This is a genomic window from Candidatus Planktophila dulcis (genome assembly GCF_002288225.1).
Classification (GTDB): Bacteria; Actinomycetota; Actinomycetes; order Nanopelagicales; family Nanopelagicaceae; genus Planktophila; species Planktophila dulcis.
This window is the reverse complement of record NZ_CP016777.1, coordinates 38,604-54,527: the sequence shown is the minus strand read 5'-3', so window position 1 is coordinate 54,527 and position 15,924 is coordinate 38,604. Positions and strand designations below refer to the sequence as shown.

General features: G+C 41.3%; 16 protein-coding genes. 9 read left to right on the top strand and 7 right to left on the bottom strand.

The features are described from left to right. Positions 1-3 precede the first annotated feature (3 nt). The 3 genes from A1sIIA65_RS00255 to A1sIIA65_RS00245 are packed head-to-tail and all read left to right on the top strand — an operon-like array spanning position 4 to position 3,054. Positions 4-996, top strand: a complete 993-nt coding sequence (locus tag A1sIIA65_RS00255) for a glycosyltransferase family protein (protein ID WP_190277123.1) — start codon at positions 4-6, stop codon at positions 994-996. Between the two features lie 37 nt (positions 997-1,033). Continuing rightward, positions 1,034-1,969, top strand: coding sequence for a UDP-glucuronic acid decarboxylase family protein (locus tag A1sIIA65_RS00250; RefSeq protein ID WP_095676802.1), 936 nt, complete (start codon positions 1,034-1,036; stop codon positions 1,967-1,969). Then, positions 1,966-3,054 (top strand): glycosyltransferase family 4 protein, encoded by a 1,089-nt coding sequence (locus A1sIIA65_RS00245; RefSeq protein ID WP_095675619.1) that lies wholly within the window; start codon positions 1,966-1,968, stop codon positions 3,052-3,054. The genes A1sIIA65_RS00250 and A1sIIA65_RS00245 overlap by 4 nt, the downstream gene beginning before the upstream one ends. Here the strand turns inward: A1sIIA65_RS00245 and A1sIIA65_RS00240 are convergent. Further along, entirely contained in the window at positions 3,044-4,063 is a 1,020-nt protein-coding gene (locus A1sIIA65_RS00240; RefSeq protein WP_095675618.1) for a hypothetical protein, read from the bottom strand. The two genes, A1sIIA65_RS00245 and A1sIIA65_RS00240, sit on opposite strands and share 11 nt — an antisense overlap. Before the next feature lie 171 nt (positions 4,064-4,234). Between A1sIIA65_RS00240 and A1sIIA65_RS00235 the strand changes: the two genes are divergently transcribed. Genes A1sIIA65_RS00235 through A1sIIA65_RS00225 form a run of 3 tightly spaced genes read left to right on the top strand, consistent with a single transcriptional unit; the run spans position 4,235 to position 6,514 of the window. Further along, positions 4,235-4,993, top strand: a complete 759-nt coding sequence (locus A1sIIA65_RS00235) for a hypothetical protein (protein ID WP_095675617.1) — start codon at positions 4,235-4,237, stop codon at positions 4,991-4,993. A 14-nt stretch (positions 4,994-5,007) separates the two neighbouring features. Further along, positions 5,008-6,120: a DegT/DnrJ/EryC1/StrS family aminotransferase gene (locus A1sIIA65_RS00230; protein ID WP_095675616.1), complete on the top strand. Its 1,113-nt coding sequence runs from the start codon at positions 5,008-5,010 to the stop codon at positions 6,118-6,120. Next, a complete protein-coding gene (locus tag A1sIIA65_RS00225; RefSeq protein WP_190277122.1) occupies positions 6,092-6,514 on the top strand; it encodes a sugar 3,4-ketoisomerase in 423 nt (140 codons plus the stop codon). The genes A1sIIA65_RS00230 and A1sIIA65_RS00225 overlap by 29 nt, the downstream gene beginning before the upstream one ends. Here A1sIIA65_RS00225 and A1sIIA65_RS00220 read toward each other — a convergent pair. The 4 genes from A1sIIA65_RS00220 to A1sIIA65_RS00205 all read right to left on the bottom strand — a co-directional run bounded on the left by A1sIIA65_RS00220 (position 6,509) and on the right by A1sIIA65_RS00205 (position 10,138). Then, the gene (locus tag A1sIIA65_RS00220) at positions 6,509-7,369 is read right to left on the bottom strand and encodes a sugar nucleotidyltransferase (protein WP_095675614.1); all 861 of its coding nucleotides are present in this window, start codon (positions 7,367-7,369) and stop codon (positions 6,509-6,511) included. The two genes, A1sIIA65_RS00225 and A1sIIA65_RS00220, sit on opposite strands and share 6 nt — an antisense overlap. Continuing rightward, positions 7,366-8,319, bottom strand: a complete 954-nt coding sequence (gene rfbB, locus A1sIIA65_RS00215) for a dTDP-glucose 4,6-dehydratase (RefSeq protein ID WP_095675613.1) — start codon at positions 8,317-8,319, stop codon at positions 7,366-7,368. The genes A1sIIA65_RS00220 and rfbB overlap by 4 nt, the downstream gene beginning before the upstream one ends. Before the next feature lie 63 nt (positions 8,320-8,382). Further along, positions 8,383-9,198 carry a hypothetical protein gene (locus tag A1sIIA65_RS00210; protein ID WP_190277121.1) on the bottom strand — a complete coding sequence of 272 codons (816 nt, stop codon included), beginning with the start codon at positions 9,196-9,198 and terminating at the stop codon, positions 8,383-8,385. Positions 9,199-9,217: 19 nt separating this feature from the next. Further along, positions 9,218-10,138: a glycosyltransferase gene (locus tag A1sIIA65_RS00205; RefSeq protein WP_095675611.1), complete on the bottom strand. Its 921-nt coding sequence runs from the start codon at positions 10,136-10,138 to the stop codon at positions 9,218-9,220. A 79-nt stretch (positions 10,139-10,217) separates the two neighbouring features. Here A1sIIA65_RS00205 and A1sIIA65_RS00200 point away from each other — a divergent pair, with 79 nt between their 5' ends. Continuing rightward, positions 10,218-11,186 carry a glycosyltransferase family protein gene (locus A1sIIA65_RS00200; RefSeq protein WP_095675610.1) on the top strand — a complete coding sequence of 323 codons (969 nt, stop codon included), beginning with the start codon at positions 10,218-10,220 and terminating at the stop codon, positions 11,184-11,186. Positions 11,187-11,199: 13 nt separating this feature from the next. Here A1sIIA65_RS00200 and A1sIIA65_RS00195 read toward each other — a convergent pair whose 3' ends face one another. After that, a complete protein-coding gene (locus A1sIIA65_RS00195) occupies positions 11,200-11,985 on the bottom strand; it encodes a methyltransferase, TIGR04325 family (protein WP_095675609.1) in 786 nt (261 codons plus the stop codon). Positions 11,986-12,178: 193 nt separating this feature from the next. Here A1sIIA65_RS00195 and A1sIIA65_RS00190 point away from each other — a divergent pair, with 193 nt between their 5' ends. Next, positions 12,179-13,000: a class I SAM-dependent methyltransferase gene (locus A1sIIA65_RS00190; protein WP_190277120.1), complete on the top strand. Its 822-nt coding sequence runs from the start codon at positions 12,179-12,181 to the stop codon at positions 12,998-13,000. A gap of 147 nt (positions 13,001-13,147) precedes the next feature. Here the strand turns inward: A1sIIA65_RS00190 and A1sIIA65_RS00185 are convergent, their stop codons facing one another. Next, positions 13,148-14,767 carry a glycosyltransferase family protein gene (locus A1sIIA65_RS00185; RefSeq protein ID WP_095675607.1) on the bottom strand — a complete coding sequence of 540 codons (1,620 nt, stop codon included), beginning with the start codon at positions 14,765-14,767 and terminating at the stop codon, positions 13,148-13,150. 73 nt (positions 14,768-14,840) lie between these two features. Between A1sIIA65_RS00185 and A1sIIA65_RS00180 the strand changes: the two genes are divergently transcribed. Beyond that, the gene (locus A1sIIA65_RS00180) at positions 14,841-15,920 is read left to right on the top strand and encodes a phytanoyl-CoA dioxygenase family protein (RefSeq protein ID WP_095675606.1); all 1,080 of its coding nucleotides are present in this window, start codon (positions 14,841-14,843) and stop codon (positions 15,918-15,920) included. Positions 15,921-15,924 lie beyond the last annotated feature (4 nt).

The following is a 15,924-nucleotide window of genomic DNA, read 5'->3' as shown; positions in this document are numbered from 1 at the left end:
GTCATGGATGATTCCAGTCCAATATTCGCCCACCAAGCACAAGCCGTAGAATCACTTGCTTTTTACTTTGAAGAAATCACGGTGGTCACCGGAAAAATCGGAACTTATCGGCCTAGTTCAAATATTCGAGTAATAAGCACCGAATGGATGCCAGGTCATAGATGTCGAAATATTGGTCAGTTTTACATTAAGGTCATTCCGTTGTTAATGAAGAAAAATACTCAAATCTTTTCGCACATGACCGAAGTGCAATCTGCGCTAATTGCCCCACTTACAAGATTATTCCGAATTCGACACTATCTTTGGTACGCGCATCTATCAAATTCAATTTTTCTCAAATGGTGTCATTTGTTGACGTCTGGAATTATTACTTCGACTTCTGGTTCCTGCCCGATAAGTGATTTCAAAGTACATCCAGTAGGTCAAGGTGTGGATTCCTCAAAATTTTTGCCAATCCATTTAGACGCAGATTTAAAGAAAGTAAGATTTTTACATTTTGGACGGTTTGATCCGAGCAAGAACATAAGAGAAATTCTCAAAACTTGTGAAGTTTTGAGAGAATCTGGACAAGAAATAATCTTCACTCAAATTGGTGCTCCTTCGACAGATATTTATGAAAAGCAGGCGTTCCTAATTCGCGAAGAGTTCAGAGAGCTGGACTGGGTCTCGTTCTTACCATCAATTTTACGGGCGGATATCTCGAGTGAAATGGAAAAACATTCAGCCTTCATTCATGCTTATAGAGGTTCACTTGATAAGACTCTGATTGAAGCCACTTTTCTCACGATTCCAGTTATAACGGTTAACCCAGAATATATAAGGATTTTTGGATCGTGGTCTGGGAAACAAAACCCTTCACTTCTTCAAGAGTGTCAATCTTTTTTAAATCAGGATAAAGTCGAAATTGCCAAAATCGCAAAGAGTCGTCGTGAGATTGCTGAACAAAATCATAGTTTGGAAAATTGGACAAGAGCTATCGCAAACTTCTTCAATTAGCCCCAAAATTGACGAACCAATCCGTTATGATAAGCAGATGAGGATATTGCTCACCGGGGCAGCAGGATTTTTAGGTTCCCACTTAACCGCCCGACTCCTTTCGGAGGGCCACTCTGTGGTAGCGATTGATAATCTGTCCACGGGCAGAATCAAGAATATGGGTCCATTTGTTGAAAATGACAAATTTGAATTTATGGAGCACGATGTTAGAGACCCAATCACTGTAGAAGTTGATCAAATCCTCAATTTTGCTTGCCCTGCCTCACCGATTCACTACCAATCAGACCCAGTCAGAACAATAGAAACCAATTTTTTGGGGATGATAAATTTACTTCATCTCTCAAAGGCTCGTGATATCCCTCTTCTCCAAGCATCAACAAGCGAGGTTTATGGCGATCCCGATATTTCTCCACAGCCTGAGGAGTATTGGGGGAATGTAAATCCAATCGGAATCAGATCATGCTACGACGAAGGTAAACGAGCATCTGAGACCCTTTGTTTCGACTATAAACGTCAATACGGTATCGATACCCGTGTAATTCGAATTTTTAACACTTACGGCCCCAACATGGCCATAGCTGATGGCCGAGTTGTCAGCAATTTTATAGTCCAAGCACTCACGGATCAGGACATAACAATCTATGGTGACGGGTCGCAAACAAGATCATTTTGTTTTGTTGATGATTTAGTGCGAGGTATTTTGAAAATGATGAATCTTCCGTATTCTCCAGACACACCGATAAATCTTGGGAATCCTAATGAGTTTACAATGCTCGAGTTGGCCAACAAGGTTATTCAGATGACTAAATCAAATAGTAAAATTGATTTCTTGCCTCTGCCTGAAGACGACCCAAGGCAGCGACGCCCCGACATAAGCAAGGCCATCTCCCTTCTAAATTGGCGACCAGAAGTTGAGCTCGACGAAGGCCTAGGAAGAACAATCGAATACTTTTCAGGCGAGCTGAAGCAGTGAATGAGGTTGTTCATGTAATAACCACGATTGAACGTGGGGGGGCTGAAAACCAATTATTGATTCTAGTCCGTGAACAAGTTTCGTTAGGTTTGACTGTGACGGTGATTCCTTTAAAGGGAAATCCTGAATTGTTGGAAGAGTTTTTGACTGCCGGCGCTCGAGTTGATTTACAAATCATGAACAGGTCCATATTCGCGCAGGTTGTAGCACTTCGGAATTCGGTATACAAGAAGTCATTGGTCCATGCCCACTTGCCTCGGGCTGAGCTCTTAGTCGCACTATCGGGACCACGCTATTTCGTGTTTTCTCGTCATAACACAGAGCCATTTTTCCCAGGAGCTCCAAGACTTCTATCTAAAACTCTCTCTCGATTTGTATCTTTTCGAGCGATACAGGGCATAGCAATCTCTGACGCTGTACAAAATTATCTTGTTAGCTCCGGTGAAATTTCACGACATTTTAAGCTAGACGTGGTGCTTTATGGCATTCCTGATTGCGCACCTACTGATTTTTTAAGAGTTGAACAATTGAGGGAAGACATGAAACTTTCAAAATCCGACTTTGTCGTCGGAACGATTGCAAGGTTATCTCCTCAAAAGGATCTTTCAACTCTTTTGCAGGCATTTGCCTATATTTGTAAAGATTTACCTCATGCAAGATTAGTCATAGTTGGTGGAGGTCCAGACAAAGAGTTTCTTGCAAATAAAGCGTTTAATCTTGGTGTTTCAAATCGCATAATCTGGGTAGGCCGAACTTCAGAAATCAACGAGTACCTCGCAATTATGAATGTTTTTGTTCTTACAAGTCTTTATGAGGGTTTCGGACTTGTTTTGATTGAGGCTATTGTTGCTAAATGCCCCATAGTAGCTTCAAATAATTCAGCTATCCCTGAGGTTTTGGGGACAAATCATTTGGGTTTAGCACAAACTTCGATTGCTGAAGATTTTGCAAAGAAAATTTTGGCCCTCTCGGATAGGGAATATCGAGAAAAAGTGTTAGCCCAGCAGGCACTTCGAATTTCCCTTTTTAATCCCCGTGAAATGTCGCTCAAAATTTTAAAAATTTATAACGACATTACTTCTTAGTTTCGATTATTTCTCGCATTCGTGCTCCTAAAAATAGTTGCGAGGCATTTTCGAGGTAATTTTGATTGATATTCTTTTCGCACTGAGATCTCAATTCTTCGTCTAATAATCCTTTTTTGATGCTTTCAGAGAGCCCTACAGGGGTGATTGTCGACACCGAAATGAAGGAATCCTCATTAAGAAGCTCGAATAGCGCTGGACTTGGGGGGGAAACATAGCATTTGGAAAAGTACGCCGCTTCGAAAAGCTTGTGAGGAAGTGTTCTATTAAGCCTTTCCATGTTTGATATTTGCCCCAAAACAAGAGTGCTATGTGTATACAACCAAACTAATTCCTCTATTGAAACAAATCTGTTTATTACAATAACATTCGGGGAGCCCGGCACAATTGTGGTATTTGTTGCTAACACGAAGTTGACGTCATTTTTTAGTAATCTCGCAGCCGAGAGAACTAAATCCAAACCTGATTCAGAATTGCTTTTTCCGCGAAAGAAAACAAATTGTTTACCCTTGTCATATTCATACCTGCATTCTGCCGGTATCTCGGGGTTTTCTTTCGCTTTGCTAAATTCAAGCTCATTGAAACCAGTAAAAATCCAAAAAAGCTTAGCTCCTGAAATTTCAAATCTTTCCTCAACAGAGGCAATCTGGTTTTTGGATTCCAGTACCACTTGATTTGCTAACGTAAAGCTGACCTTGTCAATTAGTCTATTGAGGATTTGCTTCGGTTTTAGACCACGCTTGGTGATATTTTGGGTTGAGTCAGACAGTGGCCATCCCGCGTCGAGGATAACCTGAAAGCGACTTAGTACTCGAAAGAATGGGACCAGAATGTGGTTGGGGGACATAAGTACAATACAAGCATCATTTGGATTGTGTTTTCTTTTAAGTTCGAGAATTTTTCGTACTTGCTTCAATCTTTCTGAAGGGAACTTGATAAAAACTTTCGCCCCAGGATCAGAGGCAAAAATCGCTCCTGAACGGGAGTAGTTTGGATCTAGCGTTGACACATATATAGCCAACAATTGCGTCCTCAGTTCTCCCAAATTGGGATAATATCTCCCATTATGCGATTATCTTACCCCGCAATTCGTGTGCATATTTGGGGAGGATTAGGCTCTCAACTCTACGCATGGGCACTTCTGATCTCTCTCCAGCGGAGGTACCCTCGAAGAGAAATTGTGCTCGTATTTCACAACGGCGGTGTGACTCAAAGGGAGCCAGAGATTGATTCCTATACGGCGGGAATAAGAAAAGTTTATGTTCAGGACTACATAAACAACTCAAAAGAATCATTTCCAGCCAGGTGTCGAATTTACTTGAGCCGACTCTGCTTTGGAATTTTGAGAATTCCGTGCAGATTATTTGGGTTAGTCGCTGTAGCTAATACAAACAAGGAGTTTACAAAATTAAAACCTTGGGTAGTTTCGCTCCGCGGCCATTATTCTAATCGAACAATATCAGAAGATGTGAGTTCAATGATAAGTGCTGAATTATTCAAGGGAATTGCTACTCACCCAAGGGATTCGGGTCTTTCTGAAATGGCCATACATTTTAGGTTGGGAGATTTGCTCCACTTAGAAAGTAAAAAGCCCTTAGAGGTGGAAGTCCTGGCACGTGGGCTTGAATTAGCCAAAGATTTGATTTCAGACAAAAATGCACCAGTATTTGTTTGTTCTGATTCCGTGGAAATTGCAGTGTCGAAATTAGGTGAACATTTCCCAGCTGGAAAATTCATCCCAACAGACTTAACTCCTCAAGAAACTATCTATTTTCTCGTACGTGTTTTATGCTTCGTAGGTACGCCTAGCAAAATCTCTGAGTGGGTTACAGTTTTCCGAATGAACTCAGGGGAGAATCTGGTTTCATTGCTACCCTGGCAAATGGAATCACAGCTTGAGAAAATTCTCGATAAGCCGCCTCATATTCACTATTATTGAAGTAATATTCCAACATGGCAATTTCTTCATCAAGCGTTCCAATCAATGATCTTTCACGAAGATTTGCGCATGGAAGTAAATTGTTGAGTTCAGTTAACGAATTAATCGTTAATGGACCGTACTTTAACTCCAAATATACAGAAGGCTTCGAGACTGAATTTGCTAAATTTGTAGGGGTAAATTTCTGTACCACGGTTGCTTCTGGAACTTCTGCGCTGGAACTCTCTATCAAGGCCCTTGAACTTCCCGTAAATTCGATAATTCTTACGACGGCAAACGCTGGAGGTTACGCGGCCATTGCTGCAAGAAATGCAGGGTTTCAAGTGAGGTACGTTGACGTTGATGATTTTGGATTAATAGACTTAATCAATTTGGAGCAAAGTCTCGAAGGTGCATCAGCAATAATTGTTACCCACCTATACGGCCAAGTGTGCGATATGAATACCTTGATTGAAATTGCTTCCCGAAATCACCTCAAAGTAATTGAAGATTGTGCACAGGCCGTCGGATCTACATTTAGTTCCATGCACGTTGGTTCACTGGGAGATATTGCAGCATTCAGTTTCTATCCTACAAAAAATTTGGGTGGCATTGGAGATTCAGGTGCTGTTGGCACTAATTCTCAAATTCTAAGCTATCGTGTTCGGCAGCTTCGTGAATATGGCTGGACAGAAAGATATTCCTCCACTGTGGCCGGTGGCGGAAATCATAGAAATGATGAAATTCAATCTTTAGTGCTACTTGACCAGCTGGCAACTTTGAAATCTAGAAATGAAATTCGTAAACGCATCTGGAATCGATATTCACTTCTCTGTGAGGATTTCGGAGTCCAAATTCTTGGACATAAGGCAGATGATTTTGTCCCGCATTTAGCTGTTCTAAAGGTTGCCAGAAGAGAAGAGTTCATAAAGCACATGGGGGTGCGTAATATCGGGGTAGCTATTCATTATCCGTTCCCGGATTATGATCAGCCAGGACTCAAGTCGAGTAAACAGGTTAGATTGCCTCGCACTTCGATTCATTGTGATCAAGTTGTGTCTGTACCATTATTCCCGGAGTTGTCCGAAGCTGAGATCAGCCATGTGGAAGAGGGTCTCAATGACTTCTTTAGGCGGAATGGTGGCTGAATTGGAGTATCAGGATGCGGAGTCTCCATTCTTGTTGAATTTTCTAGTAAGAGAAGATGCAAGAGGTAAACTTAAGGCTATAGAGTTTACAGAGATTCCATTTCAAGTAAACAGATACTTTGCAATTTCTGTAACTGGTCCAGATTTATTTCGTGGGAGACATGCACACAAGGAGTGCTGGCAGGCTTTTTTCTCTTGTTTAGGAAGTCAAGAGATTGTAATCAAAAACCTCAGTGGAGTCGAGACCCACGTTTTGAAGCCAGACCAACTCCTTATTGTCCCACCATACAATTGGTGTGAAATTAGATTCAATTCAAATAATTCGATAATGGGCGTGCTAGCAAGTCATCCATATGATCAAGAAGATTATCTAATTGCTGAACCACCTCTATAACAGAAGTTGTTTAAGGTAATTCTTATATTCTCCATCTGGAATTTCTCTCAAATTCTTTTCTAAAGTGTCAATCGAAATGAACCCGGTTCTTAGGGCTACTTCTTCTGGGCAGCCAATTTTTAAACCTTGTCTGTCCTCGATTACTTTAACAAACTCCCCCGCGGCTAGGAGTGATTTTGGGTTGCCAGTATCTAGCCAAGCGGTGCCTCTCTCAAGAACTTGCACTTGAAGTAATTGATCTTCCAAATAGGAATTCAAGATGTCTACAATTTCGAGTTCCCCGCGCCTGCTTGGTTGAATGCTTTGAACACGGTCGTAAACACTTGAATCAAAAAAGTAAAGCCCAGGAATAGCCAGATTGGAAATTGGCGAATCTGGTTTTTCAACGATGCGTGTAGGCTGTCCGTTAGGCCCCAGAACCACTACCCCATACTCCTCGGGATTTGATACCTTGTATGCGAAGATTTTTCCACCTACAAGTTTCGAGTTCTGATTTAGTGATTCTCCAAGCCCCATGCCATATAGCAAATTATCACCGAGCATAAGAATCACCGAGTTATCTCTAAAATACTCTGGAGCTAGTATGAACGCCTCAGGAATTCCTCCCGGCCTTTCCTGGATTGCATACGTGATAGATAGCCCCCATTTACTTCCGTTTCCAAGAAGTTTTTCTATTGCTTCCTTTGCTTCACGCGCAGTTATAACGAGAATTTCGCTTGCTCCAGCCAACATAAGAGTGGTCAATGGGTAGTAAATCATTGGCTTGTCGTAGACCGGGAGAAGGTGTTTGTTTACCGCGGCGCTTAATGGCCAGATTCTGGTTCCAGTTCCACCTGCTAGAAGTATTGCTTTCATGGGTTCACGTGATTTCGACGATACCAATCGACTGTGGTCTTTATTCCATTCAGGAAATCTATCTGGGCTTCCCACTGAGTTTCCTTTTTAATTTTCGAAAAATCGAGCGCATAACGTTTATCGTGACCAGGTCGATCGGCCACAAAATCAACTCTACCCCAATCCAATTTCAGCTCAGTCAAAATATGTGAAAGTACCTCTCTGTTCGACAACCTAAAGCCTGAACCAATGTTATAGATTTCCCCAGCTGTTCCATTGAGAATTACACTTTGTATGGCACGCGCATGATCCGAAACATGAATCCATTCGCGAATATTGTTACCGTCACCATAAAGAGGTGCATTGGTCCCTTGTAAGAGTTTGGAAATACAAAGTGGAATCAATTTTTCAGCATGCTGAAAAGGACCGTATGTGTTACAGCCTCTAGTAATAACAATGTCCTGATTGAAAGTGTGATTCATAGCAAGGCCAAAGAAGTCCGATGATGCCTTGCTTGCGGAGTAGGCAGAAGAGGGATTCAAAGGACTAATCTCCGAAAATAGGCCCTCGTCAATAGATCCATAAACTTCGTCGGTTGAAACTAACAGAGTCCTGATCTGTGAATGAAATCTTGCCGCCTCGAGGAGAGCATACGTCCCGATAACATTAGATTGTAGAAATGGCATTCCATTTTCATTGCTTCTATCCACATGAGATTCTGCTGCAAAATGTGCGATGTGATTCACACTCTTTAACACATTCTGGTATTTCTCAATATCAGAAATATCACATTGAATGAATTCAATTTTTGAACCATCTAGGGCGTCCTGAATTCTATTTAAATCTGCTGCATACGTTAAGCTATCGATGACGTAAATATCTGAATAAGTCTCCGACTCAACGCACTGTCGCACAAATTCAGAACCAATGAAACCTGCTCCGCCAGTAATCAGTACGGAAGATCTACTCATGGCAGGCTCAACTCTATAAACACTGTTTCATCCTACATTGCTAATTGTCCACGTACTTTACATTTAAGAAAGTTTCTCGGAGATTTTTCGCCTCAGCCCTCTTATTCTCCTGACTACCGTGAATCGATTGATGTTATATGTGTTCCAATGGGAATTGATTAGTGCCGGGTTTATAAATAGTTTATAGCCCATATTCTTTAGCTTAAGGTTAAAGTCAACATGTTCGCACTGTCTTAGGGCACTCTCATCTAGGGCACTGTAATCTGCTTCAAGGAATAGCTTACTTTTATACACCGCTATCCCTCCGAATGCCGATTCGACTGCTATCCAAGGCGATTGTCGATTAATTTTTTTCATTCGATCATAAATTAGGGCCGTCCTAAAGTGGAAAAGTTGTCGATTATTCAGACCCTGACTTTTGACTTCTAATTCTCTCAAATAATCAGATTCACACCACCCTTTGGCTCTAAGTGCATAAATGTCATAGTAACCACCAGTTTGATTTGCGGCACACATGTCCCACTCAAGTACAGAAGTAAATGAGGATTCGAAAGCTTGTCTAGAAATTCCAGTATTTATTCCATCCAAATCTGCAACCACTACATAATCAAATTTCTCGGAATTTTCTCGAATATACTCTACGTACTTGTTCCTACAGTATCGAATTCTTTCAATACGATTTGGGATTGCCGTGGCGAGATTCCCTAATGAAATGTATCTAAAGTTGACTGTAGAATTTCTCAATTTTTCGAGTTTTTCCCTAGTTCTATCTTTCGAGTCTGACTCAACGACATAGAAGTGAACTTCGCGGAACCCTTTTAACGATCGGCACATTCTCAGAATTTCAGATGAGATGGAATGCTCGACATCTCTTGCCAAACCGCAAACCAGAATTCTATTATCTAACCGCATCGCTTATTTTTCGTCTGAGAAAATTAGAGTACTTCTTTGGGTAAAAAAATGAGTATGTTCCATATTTCTCTCTTAATGCTTTTCGAATTTTACGACGTACCTCTGCACTTTCCGTTACTGGAATGTCTTCCAGTTTTGGTTGAAAAGAAGTTAGTTCTCGTGGGACGAAGTCGTCCGAACCGATGTGGGTACCTGAGCCATCTTGTCCATAGTTTTCGACTAGAGTCTGTGACGGATATAGCGACAATCGGTTCTGTAAAAACATCGAAGCATGCCAACGAATAGCCCAGGAGTCGACGAGACCCAAAGCTTGCCGTTCAAGCATTTTTGTATATGGATAGGAACCCTTTAAATCAAACTCAGCTTCTCTTTTTGAGCCTCTAAGATTTTTCAGTAGCTTACTTCCGTCCGGTTCAAATTCTTGCCAGCGATTCTTCCAAGTTGCCCAACCCCAACAATCCGCTCCCATCATGAAGTAAACATCATGTTTGCGATACCCAAGTTCATGGGTAAATCCTTGAATGCTCGCTACATTCAAAACGTCGGCATAACGATCTAGTCCAACATTACAGAAGCGCAGGAAGTTTTCTGCAACAACTAGGTCATCCTCGAGGACTATCAATGAGTCGAACTCTTCGAAGACTCTATCTATTCCAGAGATAATTGATTTCGCCAATCCTAAATTGGATGTCCGCTTAATCACTTCCACATGACCACTTGTTCGAAAATCACGTGCGACTCTCTCAACATTCAAGACTCTCATTTGCTCAATTGGACTTCTCGCACCATCAATAAAAATGTAAATTCTCGATTGACCGGCCTCTGGATTCCTTTTTAATGAATCCAGAAGTCTGGCCAGGGCATCGGGTCGATTAAACGCAAATATTGCGATTGGTGCAAGACTCATAAACTTATTCTAATGGAATTAGAAGGCTAAAGGGCATCTATACTATGCTTCTATATGTCAATTACCGTTTAAGGAATCCATGGAAAAGACCACCCGAATTCCGGCAATTCATCTGTGCACCCTTTTCGATTCGAATTTTCTTGCTCAGGGATTGACACTCATCAATAGTGTTGAACAAAATTCTTCAGGGCAAATTCATTGGACGATTCTCGCTCTTGACTCCACGGTAAGTATTGAACTGAGGAAATTATCTAAAGCGAATATTTCGGTTATTTCATTTGAAGATTTTGACGATAAGGAGCTGAGGTCGCTCACTGGAAAGCGTCCTTGGCGTGAGATTTGTTGGACGAGTGCAGCTTGCCTACTCTATTTTTGCCTAAACTCAGAAAAAGACTATGACTTCGTGGGTTACGTTGACGCAGACTGTTTTTTCGTAGCTGATGTATTTGAGATGTTGTCGGAAATTCCAGATTCCAAAAACTTCGCGATCCATGAGCACAAATTTTCTCCAGACCGCATCGAATGGCTTCCAAAATCGGGGCGCTTTAACGTCGGAGTTGTAATTGGGAGATCTGGAACCGAATTCAATACTTGCGTGGGAGTCTGGAGAGAGCAAGTTCTTCTTCGGTGTGATGTAGATATGTCGAACGGTAGATGCGGTGATCAAACATATTTGAATGAGTGGCCAACGAAGTATTCTTCGTTGCACATATTTGAGAATCCTGGAATCGGGCTCGCCCCTTGGAATTTAAACAACTACCAAATCCACTCAAAAGATGAGGCTATATGTATTGGACTAAATAAAGTGTATTTTTTTCATTTTCATGGGTTGGAATTTCGATTCCTACGAGGTTTCGCGGGAATTTATGTCCCTGCAGCAGGCTACCAAATCAAAATTCTACCTCTCAAAGAAATCTACAAGCCATATGTTTCTCAGCTTCTTGCTACCTCAACGAAATTGAGATTGCGCTCCCACCAATTTAGAATCAGCCAAGATTTCATGTGGGTATTAAAGAATACACTCAAGCGTACACTAAAAATCACATAGAATGGTTCACGCTTTAAGCTAATTCCTTATTTCGGAAAAGATAGCCATATTGACTAACTACTCTTCCCTCGATTTTATGCACACCCTCAGATTCAAGGGAGCAGAATATCTGTTCAAATCTCTCTTCGAAGTAGCGCTCAAATATCTCTCTGTTTAGAATAGTAAGTTGATATTCAACTACGCCGTCTTCAAATTCATACAGTTGGCGTCCTGGTCCATTGCTTGATAAACGAGATTTTTGAATTACTGTAGTTGTTGGGTTATCCCACACGGGCATTCTGGTTATAAACATATACCTAGCATTAACATTTATCAATTCCTCCAAGGTTTTAATTGGGTTCTTTGAGTATTGGATAGACGAGCTTGCTAATACGAAGTCAAATTCTTGATCAATAATTGAAGAAATCGATTCTTCAAACCTAAGGCGGGTGTTAGCAGCTACTTTACTCGCCGCTATCACCATTGATTTAGTCTCTACAACAGTCCAATTTGAAATTCTATTTAAGAAGTATTTCTCGAGAGAATAAAAATGTTGCCCCGCTCCGCCTCCAAAATCGAGTACCCTTAGCCCAGAATGATCAGAAAGGAATGCGAACAGGGCAAAATAGCGATAGTTCTGTGAATTGAAGTCTAATGAGTTTGTATTCCTTAGACCATCCATCGTCTTTCGAGTCACATACTCAGCAATAAGTGGATCATCATAATTTTTCGACAGAACAATTGTTTTGTCACTCCGAAAAGGAATCCCGTTCTTCAATCTCTGAGCAAATCGTGCTATTAAGGAATTTGAAGGGTTCATAAAGGTTTAATTCCTATACTATTCATCCAAGAACAATATCACGGTGATTTCACCTTATGTTGATTTTGTAGTGTATTAGTGCGCTCGATAGAATTATATACCTCTAGCTTAGACTTTCCTTGAACTTCCGTACTCCAGTTTCTCATATTTTTGAGAACAATTCACATGAAGGGTGTTTTGAATGCTTACACTCATGAAAAAATTTCTTAGTGAAACTTTATTGAAAGAGTATCTACGACGTAGACATCGAAGCTCTCGGGCAAAGTCTTACTTTAAAGATGACTTAATTTCTGCGCGCGCTTGGTCAAAGCAGCATACGGAATTCAGCAATTTCTATTATGACCTTACGACTAAGAACAGGAACGAACTTGCTGCTTTGATATCCTATGTTTTTAATGTAAGTACAGAGTCGACCCTGGAATTCTTCAATGAAATTGATACTGATCAAGAATTGATTGCAAAACTCTCTAACTTCAAGAATGAAAACCCTAATTTGCGGGATAGTAAGATGTTTCTTGGTCGACGGTTGGGCTGGTATGCGATAGCAAGAATATTAAAACCATCTATAGTTGTGGAGACCGGTGTGCATCATGGTGTGGGCGCGCTAGTTCTCAATAGAGCCCTCGCAAGGAATAGGGCTGAGGGGTTTGAAGGAAAGTACTTTGGCACAGATATCGATACTCAGGCAGGCTGGCTGGTTGGAGACCTGATTGATGATAACTGTACGATTCTTTATGGCGACTCAATTGAGTCAATTCGTAAATTCGAGGAGAACTCGATTGATCTATTTATTAATGACAGCGACCATAGCTTTGATTACGAATTCCGAGAGTATTCAGCAGTGGAGTCCAAGCTTTCCAAAATGGCTGTGATTCTGGGTGATAACGCACACATCTCGGACTCATTACTGAAATATTCTCTGCTCAAGGACCGCAATTTCTTGTATTTTGCTGAGGAGCCATTAAGTCATTGGTACCCAGGTGCTGGGATCGGGATTTCTTTACCATCTAAGTAGTGATACCGACTCATGGTGAACAGAACTAATTCGTCTACCGTGTCCCTTAGGTGTCTTCTTTTCATTCAAAAGGTGTCATTTTGCAACTTTCAGATGTTTAGTGCATCAAATCAAATTCGTCACTTAAAGTCGAGCGTTGAAGCTTAACTAGATTTGATAGAGATTGTCCTTTTTATTTAGAAATAGACTTATAATCTTTTTATCATCCCTTTTGCTCCTTGGAATTCTCAGATCAATCAATCTAATTTTTCCTGGAAAAAAAGTGTTTAAGAATCTATTAATTCCTCGAAGTAGAAACTTATAATAAGAATTATCATAACGTAGATGTGCATCTTGCAGCCCACCACCCAAGTAAACCGAACCGTGAAAGAGTGAAAAAAGGGTCCAGTTATGGGCAGCGGAAGTATATTTGGAATCCCGCAGCAAGAACTCAGCGAGTTCTAGATTTCTTGCGTAGTCTTCTCTAGAGTTACCGGTCAACAGAATGTCCGCAGGATAACCTAAAAGCTGTTGGTCATAAGTCACAACAGGGATCCCTTTGGAAAGAGCTTCGATTGCCGTAGAAGACCAACCGGTGGTTAACACTTGTATATATGGAAAGTAGTCGTAAAGCGAGAACTCGCTATCGGGGTGGTCTAAGTGAATATTGGTAGGTAGCGAATCTAGAAGTTTCATCCAAATCAAAGCCTGTTCGGAGAGTTGCTTTTCTCGCTTATTTGGAAATTCTCGCGGATGCAACCGAATAATCACCTGCACGCCATTCCTATTAGAGTACATGTCTATCAGGTATTTAACCCACTCGAGCTGTGAGGAGAAAACTTGACTCTGCGTTCGAGCGTAGGGGAAAAAGCCTGCCGTTTTCGCTGCAAAAATTTCATCTTCGCTGTTCAGAACTACTAATATAATTCTATCGGCGCTGTCTATCCCGAAGAATTCGAAGGGGTTCTGGCCCGACTTCCCCTTACTATAAGTCCACGGGGATTTCCCTGTCTCGATGTATTTTTCATGTCGCCATAATCGGGAAAAATCCCTCGGCTGGATGTGCGGTGCGTCTTCTAGACCGGGCCATTCATATTTGGCTGGGCCTTCTGTTTTGTACTTTTCCCAATCCCAGATCTGTAAAGCTGTTGCAACTTCGGCTGGTGATGAAGAGCCAGTCATAGTGTAGGTCTTAATACCTGCCATGATTGCAACTTCTGCAAAAGTTCCTGGAATACCGTATTGCGCATTATAAGTAACCACTGTATCCGGGATGACGCTTTTCAATATTTCAGCTGACGGGAAAACTATCAGGCACTCATTTCTGACTATGGTTTTCCACTCGTCAAACTGAGGCTCAGTTAATTCTAAATTTCGTTTCTTGTGTTTCAGCATTATTTCATAGAGTGCCATTTTACCAACTTCAATGCCTTGATAAACGACTTCAAGTAAATTGTCGTTTTTTAGTTCTGATACAAATTTCTCGACGCAAACAACTTCCTCTGGATTTACAAAATCCAATAACTCCAAAGTACGAGCTGAGGAGTGCTGGACAAGAATTTCACGGCTAGCTAGACATTTGATGCAGTTGGCGGCGGATCGCTCATCCGTGTTAATAGCCCCACCCCTCAAATACTCTCGTGCAGTGCAGTCCGAGGGGAAGAGACCCCCGCAACCCACCCAGTAAGTTTCTATCTCTGGAGACTTTGAAATTGCATCAATCAACTGGGATTCGAGGATGGAATGTCTCCAAATACTGGCAAAAGGTGAAAAAATCAAGATTCGCATTTACACATACTAGCGAAGAGACTCCCTTGAAGTTACGATGTAGGTACACCAAATTAGCCCAAGGAGCTTGATCATGAGTTTGCCGATATTGCAAAGTGGCAGAATAATTCTAAGGCGAAGTCTAGATACAATTTTGTTTCTAGTTGATATTTTAGCGATGAAATTTCTGCGGAAGAGAAATTCCAACGCTCATTCCCATCTTTTAAGTACATTTTACTTATTTGGTGGATTTGTTCCACTAGTTGCATCGAAATGGTTAGGTTCCCCAAAAATAGATTTTAGTGAAGAAGGAATCCTCTCGAAATTTTCAGAAAAGGATCTTAAGTTTGCATCAAAGCATCTTAAAGATGAAGGTTTCATAGTTTTGCAGAATGTGCTGTCGGCTGAGCTTTGTAGCAGAATCCTGAAGGAGTCGGAAATTATCCCAGGGAAGACCAGAATTATGGATGGGGGCAAAAGGGTAGATGAGCAAATCTATTTCAATCGCGAAGCGCCTGCGGGTATCCGCTTTGATTATGAAAGTTCAGACCTTATTTCCAGCCCCGTACTCCAACAATTAATATTCGATGAATCGATTCTAAGATTTGCACAAAATTATCTTGGTTCTGCACCAATTTTAGACTTAGTTGCAATGTGGTGGCACACTACTTTTAGTACTGTTCCAGATAAAGAAGCAGCGCAGTGGTTCCACTTCGATATGGACCGTCTCAAATGGATTAAGTTTTTCTTCTACATAACCGATGTTGACACCAACACGGGGCCTCATACTTTTATTGCCAGAAGTCACAGAAAGCTTGGAATACCCTTTAGTCTTCGAAAGAAGGGATACGTGAGACTAACCGATCAAGAAGTAGCCTCTTCATTCTTGCCGAACCAATACAAGGAATTTACTGGTAAGGGGGGGACTCTGATAGTGGAAGATACTCGCGGATTGCACAAGGGTAAGCACTGCGTCTCTGGAGACCGTTTGCTTTTCCAACTTGAATTCACAGCATCCGATTTCGGGATACCACTTCCGGAATTTGTACTCACTCCTCCTGTAGATCGAAATTCTATTGCTGCAGAAAAAATTGGAAAATACCAGCACGTATACCAGGCAATTAGGTTTGAAGGAACTGATTACCCCCCCAAAGATGGTGAAGCCACTCCATAATTCT